15 protein-coding genes and 1 pseudogene are annotated in these 20,336 nt (G+C 66.2%); 8 read left to right on the forward strand and 8 right to left on the reverse strand.

What is annotated here, in order from left to right; all coding sequences use genetic code 11:
* Positions 1 to 118 precede the first annotated feature (118 nt).
* From JF781_RS25420 to JF781_RS25455, 8 genes are all read right to left on the reverse strand, one after another.
* Positions 119 to 901, reverse strand: a complete 783-nt coding sequence (locus tag JF781_RS25420) for a hypothetical protein (protein ID WP_225327987.1) — start codon at positions 899 to 901, stop codon at positions 119 to 121.
* 61 nt (positions 902 to 962) lie between these two features.
* On the reverse strand, positions 963 to 1,550 hold the full coding sequence (sigM, locus tag JF781_RS25425) for an RNA polymerase sigma factor SigM (protein WP_225327986.1): 588 nt from the start codon (positions 1,548 to 1,550) through the stop codon (positions 963 to 965).
* Positions 1,551 to 1,629: 79 nt separating this feature from the next.
* Entirely contained in the window at positions 1,630 to 5,208 is a 3,579-nt protein-coding gene (locus JF781_RS25430; RefSeq protein WP_225327993.1) for a murein biosynthesis integral membrane protein MurJ, read from the reverse strand.
* A 65-nt stretch (positions 5,209 to 5,273) separates the two neighbouring features.
* On the reverse strand, positions 5,274 to 7,673 hold the full coding sequence (locus JF781_RS25435) for a hypothetical protein (RefSeq protein ID WP_225327985.1): 2,400 nt from the start codon (positions 7,671 to 7,673) through the stop codon (positions 5,274 to 5,276).
* A complete protein-coding gene (locus JF781_RS25440; protein WP_225327984.1) occupies positions 7,670 to 8,404 on the reverse strand; it encodes an NUDIX hydrolase in 735 nt (244 codons plus the stop codon). The genes JF781_RS25435 and JF781_RS25440 overlap by 4 nt, the downstream gene beginning before the upstream one ends.
* An 87-nt stretch (positions 8,405 to 8,491) precedes the next feature.
* Positions 8,492 to 8,734, reverse strand: coding sequence for a hypothetical protein (locus tag JF781_RS25445; RefSeq protein ID WP_308011551.1), 243 nt, complete (start codon positions 8,732 to 8,734; stop codon positions 8,492 to 8,494).
* 65 nt (positions 8,735 to 8,799) lie between these two features.
* On the reverse strand, positions 8,800 to 9,153 hold the full coding sequence (locus tag JF781_RS25450) for a hypothetical protein (RefSeq protein WP_225327982.1): 354 nt from the start codon (positions 9,151 to 9,153) through the stop codon (positions 8,800 to 8,802).
* A 7-nt stretch (positions 9,154 to 9,160) separates the two neighbouring features.
* On the reverse strand, positions 9,161 to 10,654 hold the full coding sequence (locus JF781_RS25455) for a hypothetical protein (protein WP_255642352.1): 1,494 nt from the start codon (positions 10,652 to 10,654) through the stop codon (positions 9,161 to 9,163).
* A gap of 191 nt (positions 10,655 to 10,845) precedes the next feature.
* On the opposite strand from JF781_RS25455, the gene JF781_RS25460 reads away from it, so the two are divergent.
* The 8 genes and pseudogenes from JF781_RS25460 to JF781_RS25495 form a co-directional block, all read left to right on the forward strand.
* Complete coding sequence (locus tag JF781_RS25460; RefSeq protein WP_225327980.1) at positions 10,846 to 12,288, forward strand: CCA tRNA nucleotidyltransferase; 1,443 nt, start codon at positions 10,846 to 10,848, stop codon at positions 12,286 to 12,288.
* A 24-nt stretch (positions 12,289 to 12,312) separates the two neighbouring features.
* Complete coding sequence (locus tag JF781_RS25465; RefSeq protein ID WP_225327979.1) at positions 12,313 to 12,819, forward strand: pullulanase; 507 nt, start codon at positions 12,313 to 12,315, stop codon at positions 12,817 to 12,819.
* Positions 12,820 to 12,858: 39 nt separating this feature from the next.
* A complete protein-coding gene (locus JF781_RS25470; RefSeq protein ID WP_225327978.1) occupies positions 12,859 to 14,829 on the forward strand; it encodes an alpha/beta hydrolase in 1,971 nt (656 codons plus the stop codon).
* Between the two features lie 130 nt (positions 14,830 to 14,959).
* Entirely contained in the window at positions 14,960 to 15,289 is a 330-nt protein-coding gene (locus JF781_RS25475) for a DUF2563 family protein (RefSeq protein ID WP_225327977.1), read from the forward strand.
* The gene (locus JF781_RS25480) at positions 15,256 to 16,800 is read left to right on the forward strand and encodes a hypothetical protein (protein WP_225327976.1); all 1,545 of its coding nucleotides are present in this window, start codon (positions 15,256 to 15,258) and stop codon (positions 16,798 to 16,800) included. The genes JF781_RS25475 and JF781_RS25480 overlap by 34 nt, the downstream gene beginning before the upstream one ends.
* Entirely contained in the window at positions 16,790 to 17,512 is a 723-nt protein-coding gene (locus JF781_RS25485; RefSeq protein WP_225341325.1) for a hypothetical protein, read from the forward strand. Before JF781_RS25480 ends, JF781_RS25485 begins: the two co-directional genes overlap by 11 nt.
* Positions 17,513 to 18,114: 602 nt before the next feature.
* Positions 18,115 to 18,378 (forward strand): hypothetical protein, encoded by a 264-nt coding sequence (locus tag JF781_RS25490; RefSeq protein WP_225327975.1) that lies wholly within the window; start codon positions 18,115 to 18,117, stop codon positions 18,376 to 18,378.
* A 1,265-nt stretch (positions 18,379 to 19,643) separates the two neighbouring features.
* A pseudogene (locus tag JF781_RS25495) lies at positions 19,644 to 20,336 on the forward strand (hypothetical protein); the annotation flags it as partial.

Here is a 20,336-nt window from a genome sequence, read left to right on the forward strand (position 1 = left end):
AGTGTCGGGTGTCATGAAAACCTTTCGAGCAATCGCCTCTGGACCCGTATAAACGCCAGCGTAGGCACCGCTGTTCCCGGGCGTTCGGAGCAACACGGGCGCCGGCCATGGCACCACCTTAGGGCCGCGGCACCTGGGTATTGGCCAACAGCCCGGTGTCGGCGGCGCTGCAGGTCGGAGACACGACGTAGACGGCCAGGACGTGCGGGCTGTCGCCGGGTATCACCAGAGCGATGCCGGGTCTGGCGTTGATCTCGACCGGACGCGCACCCAGCACCTGTGTGGCCGCCGGATAGCCGAGGCCGGTCAGGCAGGAGGCGCGCCGCGCGGGGTCGCCGAGGGTGCCTGCGGAAGAGCCGAAGTCGGGAGCGCGGTCGAGCAGGCCGAGGATCTCGTTTGGGGAGAGCGGGACCTCCATCGGCGGTGTCGACACCGTGATGTGTTGGACGTCGTCCGGGGTGCTCGGGGACGGTTCGGGAGCGTTCAGGAGCGCGACCGTGCCGAAGCCGATCGCGGCCAGCGCCGCGCACAAACCGGCGACCGCCGCGATAACGCGGGCCGGCCGGAGACGCGGGCGCGCGGAGTGAGCGGCTCGTCCGGCGGCGGCGCTGGGCGGGGGCTCCGCGGATCGCAGCGCCGCGGAGATGCGGGCGGCAACCTGCGGGGGCGGGTCCGGCTCGCAGGCCGGGTCGGCGCCGACGGCGGCGACATCGCGACGGACACGGTTCAGCGCAGCGAGCACACGGGCGGCGTCCGGGTCGGACCGGACCTGCCGGCGGACCCGGGCGGCCGCTTCGTCGTCGAGCACGCCGGCCTGCAGATCGGCGAGGAGTTCGACGGTTAGCGGCGGGTCTGATTCCGCCTTGCGGTGATCCGCCCCATCGTTCTCCGCCGCATCCATCGGACCCAGTGTCCGTCACGCGCCGACGGATGGCCACGGATGGGCCCGCGTGGTGGATTGGTCAGGCCTGACCGGTGGCGCCCTCCGGTGTGGCGTGGGCGCCGGCGTTGAGGTAGCCCAGTAACTCTGCGAGCCGGCCGCGGGCGCGGGCGCACCGGCTCTTGATCGTGCCTTCGGCGACGCCGAGCAGCCGGGCGGTGTCGGCCACCGAGTAGCCCTGCATGTCGACGGCTACCACCGCCGCGCGCTGCTCGACGGGAAGCCGCATCAAGGCGCGCTGCACCGCCATCGTCGTTTCGACCTGGGCGGTCCGATCGGCGACCGGGTAGACGTCCTCCAGCGGAACGGTCGGGTGGGCCTTGGTGCGGCGCAGCCGGTCCAGGCAGGCGTTGACGACGATGCGGTGCAGCCAGCTGCCGACGGCGGCGTCATGCCGGAACGCGCCGGCGCCGCGGTGCGCGGAAAGCATGGCGTCTTGCAGCGCGTCTTCGGCGTCCTCGGGGGTGCGGGTGGTGAGCCGGGCAAGCCGGTGCAGGTGGCGCTGGTGCCGCAGGAAGAGCTCGCTGAAGGCGTAGCGGTCACCCGCCACATGCGCTGCCAGCAGCTCGGCGTCACTGCGGTCCCGCTTGACGTTTCCCCCGAAGCCCACGGCCGGACATTAACCAATCCGGTATCGGGCCACACTTCAGTCGGCAGCGGTCATGTGAGTCTGTGGAAGGCCCCGCGGATCAGGACGCGGCCTGGACCGTGATCTCGAAAAAGCCGGCCTGACTCTTGCCGTTCGTGGTTCCCAGCGTGGAGATCCAGATCAGCAGATTCGACGTCGGTGACCCGGCCCTGACCGGGATGACGTTGTGGCCGGGCTTGAGCGTGAAGCCCTGAGCCAGCAGCTTGGTGTCGTTGAGGGAGGCCGGCGCCGACGAGGACGCCGCGCGGATTTCGACCTTGGTGCCGCTGCTGGGTGTGTCGATGCTGACCTGGCCGACGACGGTGGGGCTCGGGAGTTGGAGCATCAGGCCCTCACCCTGTTTGAAACTGGGGAAGGGGACGGCGTCGGTGTAGACCTCGGTTGCCCAGGCCGTGCTGGGGTCGCCGTCGATCGCCTGCCCGGCCGTGCCCGGGTTGTCGACCTCGCCGTCGGGGGAGTAGACGCTTGCCCTGGTGGGCTTGACGACGCTGCCGGCGGCGGCCGATGTGGTGGTCGACGGCGCCGACGTTGACGACGAGGGGCCGTTCAGTCCGAGTTCGTCCTTGTTGAGACCACCGCCGACGTTGCCGAAGATTTTGCTCACCACCGACGCCAGTACCAGCAGGGCGACCACGATGACGGCCAGGCCGGCGCCGGCGCCGATGAGCACGTTGCGCCGCCGACGCGCCAGGGTCGCCTCCTGCTCGGGCGGGACGAGCGCCGTCGAGGGCGAGGGTGAATCGTCGATCGGACCGAGCACCTCGGTGCGGTCAGCGACCGCGGTGGCCTGCTGCAGCAGGTTCAAAAGCGTTGAGGCGCTGCGTATTCCGCCGTCCTCCTGGACCGCGCGGACGGCGACCGCGGAGATCTGGAACGGGATGTCGCGGTCGACGACCATGGGTTCGACGGGATTGCCCGAGGAGTCGCGGTCGGCCGCCGCGAGCCCGCTGCGCACCCCGCTCTCCAGCAACGGCCACCGGTTGACCAGCAGGGCATACAGCGCGGCCCCGATGCCGCGGATGTCGTCTTGGGGGTTGGCGTCGGGCATGGTCGCCGGGTAGGCCAGCACGACGTCGCCTTCGATGCTGACCCGCACGCGGCTGGGGTGGTCGACGGACAGCGCGACGCCGGCGCGGTGGGCCGCGTCGGCGGCGGCGGCCAGCGACTGCATGGCCCGCACGGCGCCCACCGGTGAGGGGGCGGTGTCGGCGACCTCCTGCAACGAACCGCCCCGAATCCACTCGGAGACCACCAGGCCACCGGAGCCGGTGTGCACCACGTCGAGCACGCGGGCGATGCCGGGTTTGTCGATGCGGCTGAGCCGCAGCGTGCGGGACAGGATCTCCTGCAATACCTCGTCGGGCAGGGCGCCGTCCGGGTCGACGAAGGTCAGCGCCACTTGGCGGTCCAGCGCGGTGTCCAGCGCCTGCCAGAACTGCAGCGGCGGGGCGCCGCCGTGGAACACCAGCAATCGGTACCGGCCGCCGGCGATCCGGGCGCCGGGCACCAGATGGACGTCGTCGCCCGACGACTCCGCGGCGCGCTCGCGGGGCGCATCGAAAGCGGCCGGCCCGCGGCGGGATTCGCCGGCGGGGTCGCCGTTGGCCGGGTCGGGCAGGCGCGGCTCGGCCGAGCGCGGCGTCGACCGCTGCGGATCGTCGGCGGGAATGTCGGGCTGGAAGTCGTCGGCGACCGGCCGCGAAGTCCCTGACCCTGTGCCGGGCCCGGCGCTGGATGCGGGGCTCTCCATCGGGCGGTCGGTCACCTCCGGTCCTTTCGCTAGCCGGGCTCGGTTTGCCCGCTCCGGAGGCCTGCGCCGGATCGGCTCCTGGACCGCATTGACCCCAGGCGGGGACGAATTCCTCTGCTCAGGGTACGTGACCGGGCGCCGGTGAGACGATCGATCCGCTGCCTTCGGTTTGCGCGGCCGGGGCCCCCGGCCCGTGATGCGGAACCGGAGGGCATCCAACGCGGCCCGGGCCTCGGGAACCTGCGCACGGAGCATGACCGCGGCCGTGATCGGCAGCATGATGAGCCCCAGAACGAACAGGCGAAGCAGGGAGCCGGCGCCGCCGTGGTCGGTCAGCCGGTCCAGCCCGAACAGCCGATCGGCGACGTGCGCGATCAGGGCGGCCAGCATGGATGCGGTGAGCGTCACCAGGATCGTCCGCAGCTCGCCGACGCCGATCAGGTGGCCGCCCGCGGGCAGCAGCGTGCGTCGCAGCAACAGGTAGCCGATGAGCGCGCCGGCGAGGAAGCCGACGCCGTTGGCCGCGCCCAGGAAACCGGCCACCAGCTTGGGGTCGTCGGTGAGGTGGGGCGCCAGGACCGAGCCGAGGATCTTGACCGCGGTGATGACGAGGATGATCACGATCGGTGTCCAGGGCTGTTCGCGCGCGTAGAACACCCGCAGCTGCAAGAGCACCAGGCCGTAGGGGATCAGGGTGAACGCCGAGAGTGCGATCGCGGCGCCGAGGTATCCGGCGTCGACGTTTCCGAAATGGCCGTAGGCGAACAGCGCGCTGCCCATCGCCGGGCCGCCGACGGTCATGAAGGCCACGATCGGGATCAGCGTGATCAAGGTCAGCCGGGTGGCCAGCGACAAGTCGGCGAGCACGGCTTTGGTGTCGTTGGCGGCCGCGTTGCGGCTCAGCCGCGGCATCACCACCGTCAACACCGTCACCCCGATCATGCCGAACGGCAGCATCAGGACCATCCAGGTGTAGTTGTAGATCGCGGGCCCGGATGCCGCGGCCGTGCTGGCGATCTGGTTGCCGACCACCAGGCCGAGCTGGCTGATCAGCACGTAGAGCACCATGGCGGCGGCCATGGTGCCGAAGCGTTTGAGGCGCTCGTCGATTCCCCACAGCGGGCGCAGCTCGACCCGTTGCCGGCGCAGCGCGACCAGCAACACCCCGGTTTGCACGAAGACGCCCAGCGTGGTGCCGATGGCGAGCACCAGGAGCTTGGCGTTGCCCATCCGGACCGGATCGACCGACAGCTCGCCGGGGACCGCCGCATAGATCGCCAGGGTGACCAGCGCGACGACGTTGTTGACGACGGGCGCCCACGCGGTGGGCCCAAACACGTTGCGGGTGTTGAGGATTGCCATGAACACCGAGGTGAGGCCGTAGGCGAGGACCTGGGGGAGAAGGAGGTAGGCGAACGCGACGGTCAGCGCCTCGTTGACCTGCGGGGTGCGGCCCAGCATCAGCCGCACCAGCAGCGGGGCGGCCAGCACCGAGGCCGCGGTGGCGAAGATCAGCAGCGCCGTCGTCAGCGTGACGAGGCGCCGCACGAACGCCGCGCCACCGTCGGGGTCGCCCTGCTCGGCGCGCGCCAGCACCGGCACGAAGATCGCGGTGAACGTCGCCTCCAGGACGAGGGCCGCCACCAGGTTGGGCAGCTGATTGGCCACCGAGAACGCGCTGGACAGCGCGGCGCCCAGGATCGCGGCGAGCAGCACCACCCGGGCGAAGCCGGTGAGCCGGCTGATCAAGGTCGCGAAGGCCATCGCCCAGGACCGCGACACCAGCGCGGCGTCGGACAGTTCCGGGCGCCGACGATCGATCCCGGCGGGCACGGGAGGCAGCGGCCCGGTCGGCGGTGAGCCCTGCATCCGGGAACGCCGCGGCGGCTCTGGCAGGCGGTGGTGGTGGGAGGGGGCCTGCCGGTAGGCGGGGGTCATACTCGGTGCTCTTGTTCGACCCGTTGGTCGGCGTCGTCGTGCGCGGCGCCGAATCCTGCCGCGTGCCGGGGGTGGGGCGGATCGGGGCGGTCCAGATCGGCGGGGTCGGGCTGGCCGCGGAAACGGTGCCACAGCCGCCGCCCCGCCAGCAGCACCAGCACCGCCGCGGCGGACAGTGTGATCGCGAACAGGACCTTGCCGTAGGCGTTGGAATGCACCGACAGCCGCACCGGCTCGCCTAGCCGCAGACCGTCCGACGTCCGCAGCGTCACGTCGACGGCGACGCGTTGGGTGAAGTTCACTTCGATCGGAATCCGCAGCGGAAGGTAACCGGGCGGCAGTTCGATCTGCCCGACGTCGGTGACGTTCATCCCCGGCGGGGCGTCCACATGCACCCGCACCCGGATCGGAACGCTCAGGCCGTTGTGCAGCGCCAACGGCAGCGGGCTGTGCTCGGTGGCCAGCGTGTACGAGCCGCCCGGGTTGACGATCGTGACGGCGCCGAACAGGTCGTTGATCGTCTTACCGACCACGGCCAGCCGTTCCTGCGCCAACCCGTTGCGCGAATCGGGCGGCTCGGACTGGCTCAGCGCGCGCAGCATGTCCTCGCGCAGCGGGGCGGTGTATTGGATGCCGGTCAGCCCGGTGCGGTCGTCGGTCATCAGCGCGGAGGTCAAACCCCACAACCGGCCGATCTGCCCGGCGATCCCGGTGGTGACGTCGTCGTTGAACTGCCCGCGCGCGGCGGTGGAGGTGCCGGGCTGCTCCGGGGGCTCGGCGCGCGAGGCGGCGTCGGCGACCACCGCCGGCAGGGGGCGCGGCACCGCCAGACCGGAGCGGATGGTGGTGCTCAGCGCGGTGAGCATTACCTGCGCGTCGTCGGCCTGCAGGTTCCAGGTGGCCGGCGGGACCAGGATCTGGGTGCGCGGCTCGTCGTGCTGCAGCGCGTGCCAGAAGATCGAGCCCAAGGCGTCCTGGCGGCGCGCGGTCACCGAATCGTGCGCCAGCCGGACCGACAGGGAGGGGTCCAGGTAGGTGGGCGCTTCGGGGCTGGATCCCGCTCCGGCCAGTGCGGCCCCGACGGCCGGATCGAACGGCGCGACCGTGACTTGCGGGGACAACCGCCGGGGTGCGGTGTCGACGCTGGTCTCCGTGGAGCCTTGCGCGTCGGCGGCCGACAGGTCGGCGGCGGCGATCGCGACCGTGCCCTTGTTGGCGTTGAGCAGCTTGACCGTGCGGCTGGTCAGCGGGGCGTCGGGCACGAGCGTGGCGCCGCGGGCGGACGAGATGTCCAGGATTTTGTCGACGATGCTGTTGCCGGTGGTGGTGGCGCTGGCGCTGAGGCCGGGATCGTTGACGCGCTGCAGGGCGTCCAGGTCGGCTTGCGCGTAGGGCAGCGGGGCCACGCAGGTCCGGTGCGCGAGCGCGCGCAGGCGGTTCAGCCATTCGGCCGCGGTGGCCTGTCCCGTGCCGGGGTGGGTCGGGGTGCCGGGGAGTTGAGCCGGGCCGTCGGGGGAATTGGACACGACGTAGCCGGCGGTCATCGCGTTGACGGTGACCAGCAGGTCGGGGTCGATCGCCAAACAGAGCGCGCGGCCGACGGCGCCGTCGGGGTCGACGTCGTGACTGGTCGCGACCTCGGCCGCCGAGAGCAGGATGTCGAGCCGGCCACCGCTGGCCAGGGAGGTGGCCAGGTCGTCGTCGACCAGCCGGACCGGGATGGTCCCCCCGGGTACGCCGGGCGCCAGCCGGGGCCGGTCGGCCAGCGGCCACAGCATGGTGATCCACACGGGTTTGGAGGTGTCGGGCGCGACGGCGGAGCCCACGTCGTCGGCGCGGTCGGGGGGCACCCCGACCACGGGCAGCAGGAAGCGCGCGTTGTCCAGCCGGGCCGGAGCGCCGTAGTCGGGCGTGCCGTTGACGTTGACCAGGACCGGATAGATGCCCGGCTTTTCCACTCCCAGCGACGGCTTGGTCAGCGCGCGCAGCGGGGCCGACAGGGTGAAGCCGACTTTCTGCCCACGCTGCAGCTCGGGAGCCACGGTGAGGAAATCGGCGGCCGCCTCGTAGCGGTCGGTGTCGCCGTCGAGGGTGGTGCGCAAGCCCGCGGAGCTGGTGATCGCGCCGGCGTGTTCGAGGCGGACCATGACGTCGCGGACGGGGCGGTCGCCGATGTTGATCACCATGCCGCTGACCGTCACGACGGGCGGGCTGGTCGTGGTGACCATGTCCGGGGTGACTTGATCGATGCGGACCCGGACGAACGGCGTCACCCCCGGCTCGCCCGCGGCCGCGGGGGGAACCACCGGCCCGGCGAGTACCGCGAGTCCGGCCACGATGCCGAGCACGGCCGCGATGCGCAACAAGCCGGCCCAACAGAGAAGTGGCGCCGTCACGGCCCCGGTCCGTGGCCGTTCTTCCGGCCCGTGGCCGGTTTGTCAGAATGCCGGGTCCGCGAATGCGTCTGCGGGCGGCGCCGCGGCGAGCTGGGCGGCAGCGGAGGAAGCGCGCCCGGGCCGTCGCTTTGCAGCTTGTCGATCAGCTCATCGGCCACCCGGGCCAGGCGGCGTTCGTCGGCGTAGGCCAGCCGCGACGGCAGTTCCCGCATCGGAACCCAGGCCACCTCGGCGACTTCGAGGTCCTCGTCGGAGAGCTCTCCGCCGGAGAAACGCATTAAGTAGTGGTGCACGGTTTTGTGCACGCGGCGGCCTTCGGTGACGAACCAGTAGTCGATGCGCCCGAGCGCTGCCAGCACGCTGCCGCTGATTCCGGTCTCTTCGGCGACTTCTCTGATAGCGGTCTGTTCGGCGGTCTCACCCAGTTCGATGTGGCCCTTGGGCAGCGACCACAACATCCGTCCGCGGCGGTCGAGGCGACCGATCAACGCGGCGACCTGCGAGTCGCGCGGTCCGTCCAGGCCGTCGATGACCAGCCCACCGGCGGACGTCTCGTGCACGGTGCGCAGCCGATCCGGCCCGTGGCGAGACGAACGGGATCGGCGGGGTTTGGTGGCTGTCGAATCGCCGGTTACTTGACCGTTGGTCTGCTTCTCGGACGAAGCCGCAGCGCCACGACCGCGGCGCCGCCCCCGGCGCCGACGTGGTTTGCCTTGTTCGCCGTCCGACACCCAAGCGATAGTAGCTGGCACGACATGCTCTCCTGGACATACTCGCCGCTGGGTGAGTGCGCGATGGTTATAACGGAATGCGTCTCGTCAGAGCGGGCCTATCGCCCCGGCGATGATGAAAGCAGGAATGAAGACCAAGAGTGAGAGTGGTCCGGACAGGCCGCCAATCATCATTCCGCGGCCAACCTGGCCCCACGTACCTGGTGCCCTACCAATAAGCGCGCTGACGCCGATGTACGCCAGCGTTATGGGAAGAACGATAAATACGAAGGGCCACATCGGCAGAACGAACAGCCACGTGGCAAGGTCGACTACGAAAACGTGGGCCATGGCTACTGCAAAAGTCAGGGGACCATACAGGCCCGTCGATGTGTCCATTATTTCTTTGTCGGTCATCAGCGCAGCACCAAATAGGCGAAAATCGTTCCGCCCGCGAGTACAACGACTGAACAGCTCGCGAGGCTGAGTCCAAGGCCGCGATTGCGCGACGACGGCGACCGGAGCAACAGGACGCCCGCCCCCAGCGACACCAGAGTCGTGATGGCAGTGGACGTGAACATCCAAGTGCGCTCACCGCCGTACGCACTATGAGAGTCGAACGGCCATTTGCCCAGCAGCCACATGACGATCAGCAATATCCCTAAGACGGGTTGGACGACAAACGGCGCTGACCATGTGGCCGTGCGCCAGGCGCCAGCATCGAAGAAATGCTGCAGGGCAGAAGACCCCATGTCGTTGCTTTCTGTCATTTGACGGTCATGCTGGGACGAGGCCGCCCGTGTTTATCGGTGGCACTGAGGGTGGGCTGGTAGTAGGTCCAACTTCCGTGGCGGGTAGAGGAGTGGGCACGTCATATTGCTGATTCCATCCGCCACTGTCGAATGGCGCAAACGCGTTGCCGCCCAAGGGACCTACATCGTGATGCCGGAATAGGTTCAAAGCAGGACCCGCTGAGCTACCCGACCTTGCGGGGTCAATCAACAGTGTGCGCGTCCCGCCACCTGGGAGGTCTTGATAAGCCTCGAGGGAGGGGTAGTTAGTGTGTGTGCCATTCACTTGGACGCCTTCCGGTCCCGGCGTGAACACGAGGTCGCCATTGACAGTGATTGTGTGCCCAGCCAACGGACCGTTTGGATCGGCTGTGAACCCAGGCGCGAAAGGATTGCCGGCATCGTATTTGATACGCACCGATCCATCGGAGAGCTGGGTAACGCTGCCCTTTGGTGTGCCAACCTTGACGGCGCCTGGAGCGCCGGTTGAAGTCTCCTCGACGGATGGGTTCTGACGCAGGATCACGAGACCGTTTTCGTAGTCGATATAAGTCGTTACCTTGGTGTCCTCTGGGTCAAAGTTTATGTTCGCTCCACGGTTGTTCCCAAGATCCCGGTTCCCAAAAGGAGAACTTGTCACATCCCGTTGTTCGATCCACTGCGAGACACGGACGACCCCCTGGCCGGGCACTGGCCGAATCTTCACCACCTCGATCTGCGATTTCACGCCCTTGAACTTGGGGTCGTAGGTCTGCGGGTCCAGAGCCGCAGCGGTCGCCCAATCAGCTTGCGATGTCGGTTCCCGACCAAAGACCTGTTTAAATGCCTCGATCTGATTGTGACGGCGTTGGTCGTCCGGCACGTCTCGCGGGGGCGCCTCCGGGATGTCGCCGTCGAGGGCCTGGATCGGTGCCTCGTATCCGTCCTGCTTACGTAGGTTAGATTTCGAGGCTTGCAGCTGTTGAGAGTATTGCTCACGGAGTTGCTGCAGCTTGTTCAGCGATGCCTTGGTGTCGTTGATCGCATGCTTCTCAAGCCCCTCAATGTAGTGATCCAGCAGCTGCCTTTCCGAGGCGGTTAAATGCGGATCATTTTCCAGCTCGATGGCCTCGCCAATCTGATCGTCGAGACCTTGTAGCCCGCCTTCGAGCGCCGAAATTTCACCATTTCCGGATCGCTGGGCTTCGGCCAGAGCGGCCGCGATGTTTTCCAGATCAGCCGCGATCTTGGGAAGCTGTGCCGCTTGCGCCCCGAGTGAAGTTTTGGCGCGTTGGACTTCGGCGGAATCGTTGATGGGATTCTCACCGTTCTCGTGTGTCCAGGCCCGAGCGAAGCGGTCCCGCGCCTGACTGAATGCGGCTTCGGCTGCGGCCGTCGACTGGCCTGCGTCATGAAACGCTTTCGCAAGGTTCGAGATCTGTGCTGGCCGGCCGCTCTGCAACGTGCTGTTGATCTTCCACGGGTCGCCGCCGGCGAACATGATCAGCGCGCCCTTGCTTATGTATCGGAGATGCACCGCATCGTCCCGTCGTTCACCCTTTTCGTCGCGCGTAACGCTACTACCGCGAATGGCCAGGTCAACTCACCTTCAATGCCCACTAGACATCGCCCGCGCAGGTGCGAGGCTCCTCACACGGGCTTTTCGGGACTGGCCGACTAGGCTGATCGAACGTGCCTGACGCCGCCCAGGATGCCGAGTTGCTGACCGCCGCCGCGGTCGCGCTCAATAGGCATGCGCCCATGCTGCGGGAGCTGGGCTCCGCGTTCGAGGCCGCGGGCCACGAGCTCTATCTCGTCGGCGGTTCGGTACGGGATGCCTTGCTGGGCAGGTTGAGTCCCGACCTCGACTTCACCACCGACGCGCGCCCCGAGCAGGTGCAAAACATCTTGCGGCGATGGGCCGACAATCTGTGGGACACCGGCATCCAATTCGGCACGGTCGGAGTCGGCAAGGGCGACCATCGGCTCGAGATCACCACGTTCCGCGCCGACACCTACGATCAGGTGTCGCGAAATCCCGAGGTGCAGTACGGCGATCGCCTCGAGGACGATCTGGTGCGCCGCGACTTCACCGCCAACGCGATGGCCGTACGCATCACGTCCGAAGGTCCTGGCGAATTCCTGGACCCGCTAGGCGGTTTGGCGGCGCTGCGCGAGCGGGTGCTGGACACCCCGGCGGCGCCGGAGGTGTCCTTCGGCGACGACCCGTTGCGGATGCTGCGGGCGGCGCGGTTCGTCTCGCAGCTCGGCTTCGCCGTCGCGCCGCGGGTGCGGGAGGCGATCGAGCAGATGGCTTCGCAGCTGGGCCGGATCAGCGCCGAGCGGGTGGCCGCCGAGTTGGACAAACTGGTCCTCGGCGATGACCCGACGGCCGGGATCGACCTGCTGGTGCAAACCGGCATGGGTGAGGTGGTGCTGCCTGAGGTCGGCGGCATGCAGATGGCCATCGACGAACACCACCAGCACAAGGACGTCTACCAGCACTCGCTGACCGTGCTGCGCCAGGCGATTGCCCTTGAAGACGACGGCCCGGATCTGGTGCTGCGCTGGGCCGCGCTACTGCACGACATCGGCAAGCCCGCCACCCGCCGCCACGAAGCCAACGGCGGGGTGAGCTTCCACCACCACGAGGTCGTCGGCGCCAAGATGGTCCGAAAGCGGTTGCGCGCCTTGAAGTATTCCAAGCAGATGGTCGAGGACATCTCGCAGCTGGTCTATCTGCATCTGCGGTTCCACGGCTACGGCGATGGGAAGTGGACCGACTCCGCGGTGCGCCGCTATGTCACCGACGCCGGGCCGCTGCTGCCGCGGCTGCACAAACTGGTGCGCGCCGACTGCACGACCCGCAACAAACGCCGGGCCGCCCGCCTGCAGGCCAGCTACGACCGGCTCGAGACGCGGATCGCGGAACTGGCCGCCCAGGAGGATTTGGCGCGGGTGCGCCCCGACCTGGACGGCAACCAGATCATGGAGTTGCTCGGCATCCCGGCGGGTCCGCAAGTCGGGGAGGCGTGGCGGTTTTTGAAAGAGCTACGCCTGGAACGCGGCCCGTTGGACACCGACGAGGCGACCGCGGAACTGTTGGCGTGGTGGCAGTCTCGGGGGAACGGTTAGCGGCACCCGCGCGTCCGAATACGCATGGATTATTGTCTCGCGGGCGACAACGGCGCCGCCATTTGGCACGGGCAACCCGACCTCGACCTCGACGGCGATGGCCGCTTCGAATCGATCGGGATGGATTTCGACCACGACGGACTGCGCGACGACGCGCTCGCCGACCTCGACGGCGACGGCCTCGTCGATCACGCCGTGCTCGACCTCGACAACGACGGCACTCCCGAGGCCTACTTCACCGACGACGGATCCGGAACGTGGGCGGTGGCCGTGGACCGCGGCGGCCAACTGCGCTGGTTCGGCCTCGACGGCGTCGAGCACACCGGCGGTCCGCTGGTCGATCTCGACGGCCACGGGCGCTCCGATGATCGCCTCCTCGATACCGACGGCAACGGGCTGGCGGACCGGGTGGTGCGCTCCGACGACAACGGTGTGACCGGATACGTCGACACCGACGGCGACGGCAAATGGAACGTCCGGCTGACCGACACCGACGGCGACGGTCTCGCCGACGGCGCGAGTTCCTTATGAGGTTGCTAGCGTGGCGATTTCGTTTCCAAGGCCGCCGCGATGGAACTGCGCTACATCAGCACCCCGTTCCTCGTCGCTGAGTCCGGTGGTGATCCGTGGTCGACCAACGCAGGCCTGCAATCCGGTCGCCCGGCGCGGATCTCGGATTTAGCGCGAGCATTCCGTGCAGCCGGAGCCAGCACAAAGGAGGCCGCCGCCGCCTTCGAGGCAGCCCGCCGTCGCTTCGAGGCGGCGTGGAATCACCGAAACGGCGAGCATCCCATCAACGACTCCGCCGAAGTGCAACGCGTGTCCCGGTCGCTGGGCCTGCAGACCGATCAATTACCGAAGATCGCAGTCGATTTGGAGAAGATCGCGGCGACCCTGGCCGAAGCCCAACGAATCTCCGCGCGGTACATCACCGCGCTGGAGTACGACCTGCAAGACATCGACGACGAGATATGCGAAGCCCTCGCGGACGGTGACCACTGCGACGTCGACGATCTGCGCGAAGACGCCGTCGCGGAGACGAAAGCAATCGTGTTCGCGCTCGGCCAGATTCGCGACCGGTATGCGTCGGTGCTCCAGGCAGCGCTGGACGGACTGCGAACAGACGGTGCTGACCCGGCCGAGATCAGCGGCATCGACGAACTGCTGATCCCGCCGACCCCGACCAGCCCGGAGCAGGTCAAACGCTGGTGGGATTCGTTGAGCGCCAACCAAAAGCGACTGCTGGCCGATCAACATCCGCCCGAGTTGGGCAACCTCAACGGGATTCCCGCCGATGTGCGTGACGTGGCGAATCGGGCTGTAATGAACGACGACTTGCAGAGGGTCGAAGATGCCGCACGGCAGCGCGGGTTAGCGCCGGACGCGTTGCGCGACAACGCGCTCAACAACCGGGATGCCGATGTGTTCACCCGCCCATGGGAATACGGTCTATGCGGCACGGACATCGCCAGATACCAGAATACGGTGAAGGCCAACGACTTCCTCGCGCGCGACAACAATGCTGAAAGACGTCCGATCATGTTGTGGGCCTATGACCCGCTGGCGTTCGACGGCAAGGGCAGGGCGGCGATCGCAATCGGCAACCCGGACAAATCCCGAAACACAGCCGTCATGGTCCCGGGGACCAACAGCAGTGTCAGGGGAGGGTGGATGTCCGACGGCCCCGACGACGCCATCAACCTCTACGAGCAGTCGGCGAAGGCCGATCCGAGACGTTCGACCGCGGTGTTGGCCTGGATGGGTTATGACGCACCGGAATTCGATCATCCGCATTGGCAGCAGGCATTCACCCGCCCAGCTGAACTCGAGCAGGTCGGCACTCCATGGAGGGCTCGGCAGGCGGGCGCGCTGCTGGCTGCCGATGTCAACGGTCTCGCGACAACCCATGATGCGGCCACGCCGAGGCATGTCACCGTTCTGGGACATTCCTATGGATCCACGACCGTGGCCGATGCCTTTGCCCATAGCGGCATGCGCGCCAACGATGCCGTGCTAACCGGTTGCCCGGGAACCGATTTGGCGCACCGCGCCGCGGACTTTCATCTCGACGGCGGCAGGTTGTATGTGGGCGCCGCGTCGACCGATGCGATCAGCTGGATCGGGGAGTCCGGCAGCGGGCTTCCGAACGGGCTGAACGAGACGCTCGGGGGACCGCTGGGCCCGTGGGCTGGGCTGGGCGCCGACCCCGCCCACGAAGCTTTCGGAGCGGTGCGCTTTCGCGCCGAAGTCGCCGGCTCGCACAGCCCCGCGCCCTGGTTCACCGACCACGGGCACTATTACGACGTGGGCAGCGAAGCGCTGCACAACATGACTCGAATTGTCACCGGGCACGGCGATCGTTTGGCGGCCGAGGGCATGCTGGCGGCCGACCGAGCTCAGGCGCGTATAGCGATTCCTCGCCAGCTCCACATGCCCTGGGGGACGGTCTCGCTGCCCCATCTCGAGATTCAGATGCCCATGGCCGTGGACCCGGAATGGGATCGCCCGGCGCGGACCGTCACGAACGGGCATGGCTTCTAGGAGCGATCCAGGCTCCGATGCGCCGGACCGACGCTCGGTGAATTGACCACCAGGCAGCGCGCGTTTAGGCTGGTCAAAAGGCTATGAGGCCACTAGCGGCCACGTCGGTCGAAGTTCGGAAGGAGTGCCAATGTTCGTCAATCCGGAGCAATTGCACTCGGGAGGCAACCAGTCCCACCGCGCGGGTGGGCACGCCCAAGAAGGGGCCGATCACCTCGCCGGCGGAACCCTGGAGTCGGGGATGTTCGGTGACTTCGAAGCGGCGAATGGCTTCCACAATGCCGTGACCACCGCACACGGGCAGCATGTGAAGAACCTGCAGGGCCACAGCGAAACGCTGACCAGTGTCGGTACGAAGGCACACCACGCGGCCAATGGGTTCACCAACATGGATGAGCACAACGCTGCCGAACTGCGCGCAGTCCGATGCAGCTCCAGTACCTCAACCCCGCGGACCTGATCGCCGCAGCCGGTGACGACCCCTGGGCAATCAACCGCACCCTCCAGGCGGGTCGCCCTATGCAGGTCTCCAATTTGGCGGAGGCCTTTCGTGCTGCAGGTCGATGTACCGACGAGGCCAACGTCGCGTTTACCGAAGCCCGTCGTCGCTTTGATGCGGCTTGGAACCACGAAGGCGGCGAAAATCCGATCAATGGTTCTGCGGAGGTGCAACGCGCCACCGCGTCATTGGGGGTGCAGGCTGCCCAGTTACCCAAGATCGGTATCGAGCTGGAAAACATTGCCGCCGCCTTGGCGGAGGCGCAGCAGAGCGGCAAAACCGTGATCTCAACTCTCGAGAGCCAGCTGCGTGGAATCGACAACGAACTCGGCCGAGCCCTAGCTCTGGAGGACAGCGGCGACCTCACCCCTGCTGAAGAGGACCTCGTCGAGGACCACATCGCGGAATTGGTAGACGACGCGATCAGCGATACCAAATCTGCTGTGGTTCAGCTTAGGTCGATCCGCAACGGTTACTCCGACCACCTGCAGAAGTCGCTCGCCACGTTGAGGGTCCAGGACGGCTATGACCCTGCGCCCATCCAGGGGATAGACGAAGACGGCCAAAGCAGCCTCGGTGACCAAAACCGCAACGCCGTCAATAGCTATAACGCAACGCAGCGCGCTAGAGACGAAGCGCTGCTGAACAGCTCCGGGCCTATGACACCTGAAAAGGCTGAAGCGGCAGCGCGACTGCGCGATTACACCACGGCTACTAATCCTGCTGCCGATCCCGACGTCCAGCGACTTGCCAGCGAACGCCTCAGCGATTTCGTTACAGCGCGGATCGTCGGTCCGTTGCCGGTCGATCGCGTCATGGGCGGCGACGCACGTACTCGCGCGCAAATGCGGTTGGAGTGGCAGAAGAAGCTGGAGCAAGGATTCGCCGGCGCAGCACCAATGACGCCCGACCAGGTCACTCAACTCCTCGACAACAGCGAGCAACAAGGTCGAGTGGTGATCATGCGTCAAGCTGCCAAGGCGCTTGAGCAGCGGGGTATGTCGTCGTCCACGGCGTCCGCGGTCGTAAGCCAAATGGCTCAGGGCACGCCGCTATCGGCGATAGCCCATTACGACGCCACTTTGGTGGGTGCGGGTGGCGCCGGGTTGGAGGCATCCGCAGGATCGGTATCGAACGGTGCGCACAACATCCCGGGCAGCATCGGTGTTTTATCGCGTGCCGACGCCGAACTGCTGGCCAGCGTCGGCAAACGCCTCGGGTGGGCTGGTTCCGTCGCGGACCTGGCTCTCGCGGGCATCGAAGTCTCGGAGGGCGCTCCCGGCGGCCAGACCATCGGCCAGGCCGTCGGAGGAGTCGGTGGTGGTATGGCCGGTGGCTGGGCAGCTGGTGCGATCGGCGGCTCGATGTTCGGGCCCGGAGGCGCCTTTGTGGGAGCGATCATCGGTTCGGTGTTCGGTGGGTTGGGTGGGGGAAAGGTGGGTGGAGTCGTTGGGTCGCAACTTGACCATTGATTTGTTGGCGGCGAATGCGGGAGCCGACCGATACGCTGATATACCGAAGCCGCCCTGGGCGATGCCAATGCTAATCATTGCGATTGTCACCTTGACGGTTTCAGGGATCCCAGTTTTTTTCGAGCTTGGAGAGCGTCGGCGCCGCTGGGTGTACTGGGGGGCGTTCCTCTGCGGCACACTATTGATGGCGTTGGCACTGTCGTACCGCGGATGGCGGACAAGCGCAGCAGTATGTGTCGGCGGAGTCATCATCGCCTTTTGCTTTGCATTCTTTTACGACAGCTCCCTTTTAAAATTCCGCACTCGGCAATTCTCCTACACTTTGCCCGCGGAACAGCGATCGAAAGCCTCGCCTATAGACACCTACCTGGGTGTGGTACCTGTCAGGAACCACTGGTGGCTAATCGCAGTTGGTAGCTGCGGATTCGCCTACGGGATCTATCTCATCGGTTGGGCTTGGCAAATCACGATCTCGGTAGCGGCCGGCGTTGTCCTCGCTGCTGTGTCGGGTTGGGACGATGGGGCCCGAGGTTTGCCCATCGCTCGCAGACAAACAGTGCAATTCGTTATCGCGAGCCTCGCGTCGATCATGATGTTTGCGTTGCCACTGGCTGCTTACCTCGCTGGGTACTACGGCGCCAAGAAATGGCCCATCGATCGGGGGCGGCGTACTGGCCACCGCGAACCCGGCGAGCTCCGTGACACGGAGTAGCTACCAAGAGAGTGATGGTCGCCGAAAATCCTGCTCGGGCAAGGTCTTGAACCCGTGGCATACGGAACACTTGGAGGCGAGGTCAAACGGCGGAAGCGCGCGCATCCTCATCGCGATGACGGTCAGCGACCGCCGACGTCAGCGGTGATGGAGCTGCATGAAATTGCACGCGGAGGCGACTCGCCGCCTTCCGTGTGGTTGAAGTGATTGCTCGTTGTTCGATTAGCTGTTCAACTATTGGAACGAAGCGTTCGGGACGGACTCGAGGGCTGTTTGCAAACAAAGGAGGACGCATGGCGGGGGATTTTCCTCCAGCTGCTGGGGAAGGGCCAGCTACCGGTCCGCCGCAGAACCCAATGCAATGGGGGCTACCGGCATTTCCTGTGCAACAGCCACGCCGCGCGCGGACCTGGCTAGCGACGGCCTTAGCTGCGGTCGCCGTATTGCTGGGCGCGGCCGCCCTCGTTGTCGCGCTGACGCGGGCCACGGGCAGCCAGTCGGTAGCCTCCTCAACCACCTCAACGACCCCCTCATACAGCCCGGACCAGATTGCAGCCGCACATAGGCAGTTGTGTGCCACCTACAAACTGGCCGCGCAGTCGGTGCAAATCGAGACGAATGGCAACGACCGGGCAGCTGCTGGCGTGTCTGGCGTAAATGCGGCGGTAATGTTGGAGCAGGCATTAAATGCCGCTCCCGCGATCCCGGCAGACGAACGAGCCGCTGCCCTCACATTGGCGGCCGCATATACCAAAGCGAATGCTATGGGAAGCTCGTTGCAGCGCGACGACCCAATTTTTAATGCTGAGGTCGATGATGTCAACGCCAAAGATGCTGCGATGAAGCAGATATGTAGCCGCGGGTGATGTTCGGCGCCCGCTCGACCGTTGCCGAGACTTTCGCGGCCGAAAGACGACTACGGATATATTTTCAGGCGCGGAGCGTAGGCCGTGCAGGTCGATGCGAACGGTCACGATGTCGCTCTGGATCGCATCGCACTCACCAACGCCGCGGCGATGCTCGATGACGCGGCTGCTAATCCAGCCCTCGGCGTAAACGTATCGCGACCCTGCACGCACGCTATCTACGTCTTATCGCACCGGAACGGCGATGGGAAATAGAAACGTGACGACCGATGCACGGTTTCAAGCCGCACTCGACGACATTAAATGCAAAAGGATGCACTTATGAAGCGAGTATGCGGTGCATGGTGCCGGGTGACTTCGCAGGGACCGCTGCTGTTCCGCGCAAACTAATCGCGGAATCAATCACGTATTGGTACACCGGTGACCATCTTTCGTTGAGATGCAACATGTGCAATCTGCACAGGGACCATCTCAACAGACGGATCATGTAGCAAGGCGCGTGAGGGAGGTTCCTACTCCTGACGTCGGCGAAGGATAATCGACAGTTCGTTGACCATCGCCGCGACGAAGGCGCTGTCCGAGCCAGGCCCGGCTCCATGGGAGGGCGAGCCGTGGCGCGGTGAATTGCCCGGTGTGCGGCTTGCCTGCTCCACTATTGATGGGGAACGGCACGATGACAGCTTGCAGGTTGCGGCATATCGGATGTTGCGGACTAGAGGAGGACAGTCGTGGGAAACCCGCCCGCGGGCTCTGGTCAAGGCCCAGCCGCGCAACCGGCCGTGAGGAACTGGCCACCAAATGCCGTCGGGCCGCCATCCATGGGCTCGCGCTCATGGATGGCGATTGCGGTGGCGGTAACAGCCGCGGTGGCTGTCGCTGCACTGGTCGTGACACTAACGCGACCGACGCGTTTCAATTCGCCGGTTACCACGACTACGGCGGCGGCCTATGGTCCTGCGGAGGTTGCCGCCGCCCAACAAAAAATGTGCGATACGTACAAGCTGGCTGCCCAGTCGGTCCAGGTAGACACCGGTGGTACAGACAAAACGCTGGCTCGCATCGCTACCACTAATGGCGCCCTAATGCTGGATAAGGGGGCACGTGATCCAGCGCTCGATACGAAGCTTCGCGACGCCACGCGCGTCTTGGAAGGCGGGTACCTGACAGTTACCTCAAGAGTAGTTACGGTGTCGTCACCGATGCTGAGTTTCAGGCAGCGCTCGATGACGCCATCCCCAAGGATGCTGCGATGAAAAAGGCATGCGGTGGCTGTTGACCTCCCTCCCGGTGTCTGGACGGCGGCACTAATTGGCCCGTGGTGGCCAGCGCCTTCGACCGCTCTGCGTGCCGGCGCCCAACATTGGGACGAAGCGTGTGCGGAGCAGCAGCTTTATTCACAAACCTTGCGAGCGCAGTGGACGTTATTTTCCGCGCAAAACCAAGGTCACACTGCCGACGACCTTATAAACCGGTTCCAGCAGGGCGAGAAATTTCACCTCGACCTGGCGGAGAAGTACCAGACAAAGACATCGGCCTTCAACTCGGCAGCCGATGCGACCGATTATCTGCGTAGTCGACTGTCAGACATTGCGAATACAGGAAACAACGAAATCAATGAAATCCTGGCATCGAAGAAGCTACCGCCGGAGCAATTGGCGGAGATACAGGCGGTTCAACTGCGCTGCAACGCCGACGCCGCAAATGCCAGTCGGGATGCGGTCGACAAGATGATGGCGGCTACGCAGAAAATTCTGGATGTTGAAGGTACGGGAGGCGACGCCCGGAGCTGGGCACGTGCAAACGGCTTCAATACCGATGATGCTCCGCCCCCGAGCCCGATCAGCGAAAGAGACCTCGGAACACGGCCAGGCTCGCAGGCCGGGTACGGGCATGGTCAGGGTGGGACGGGGCACGGTGGCGGTGGTTCGGGGGTTTCGCAGGCCGGGTACGGGCATGGT

Source organism: Mycobacterium sp. WUMAC-067 (assembly GCF_020217485.1).
Taxonomy (GTDB): domain Bacteria; phylum Actinomycetota; class Actinomycetes; order Mycobacteriales; family Mycobacteriaceae; genus Mycobacterium.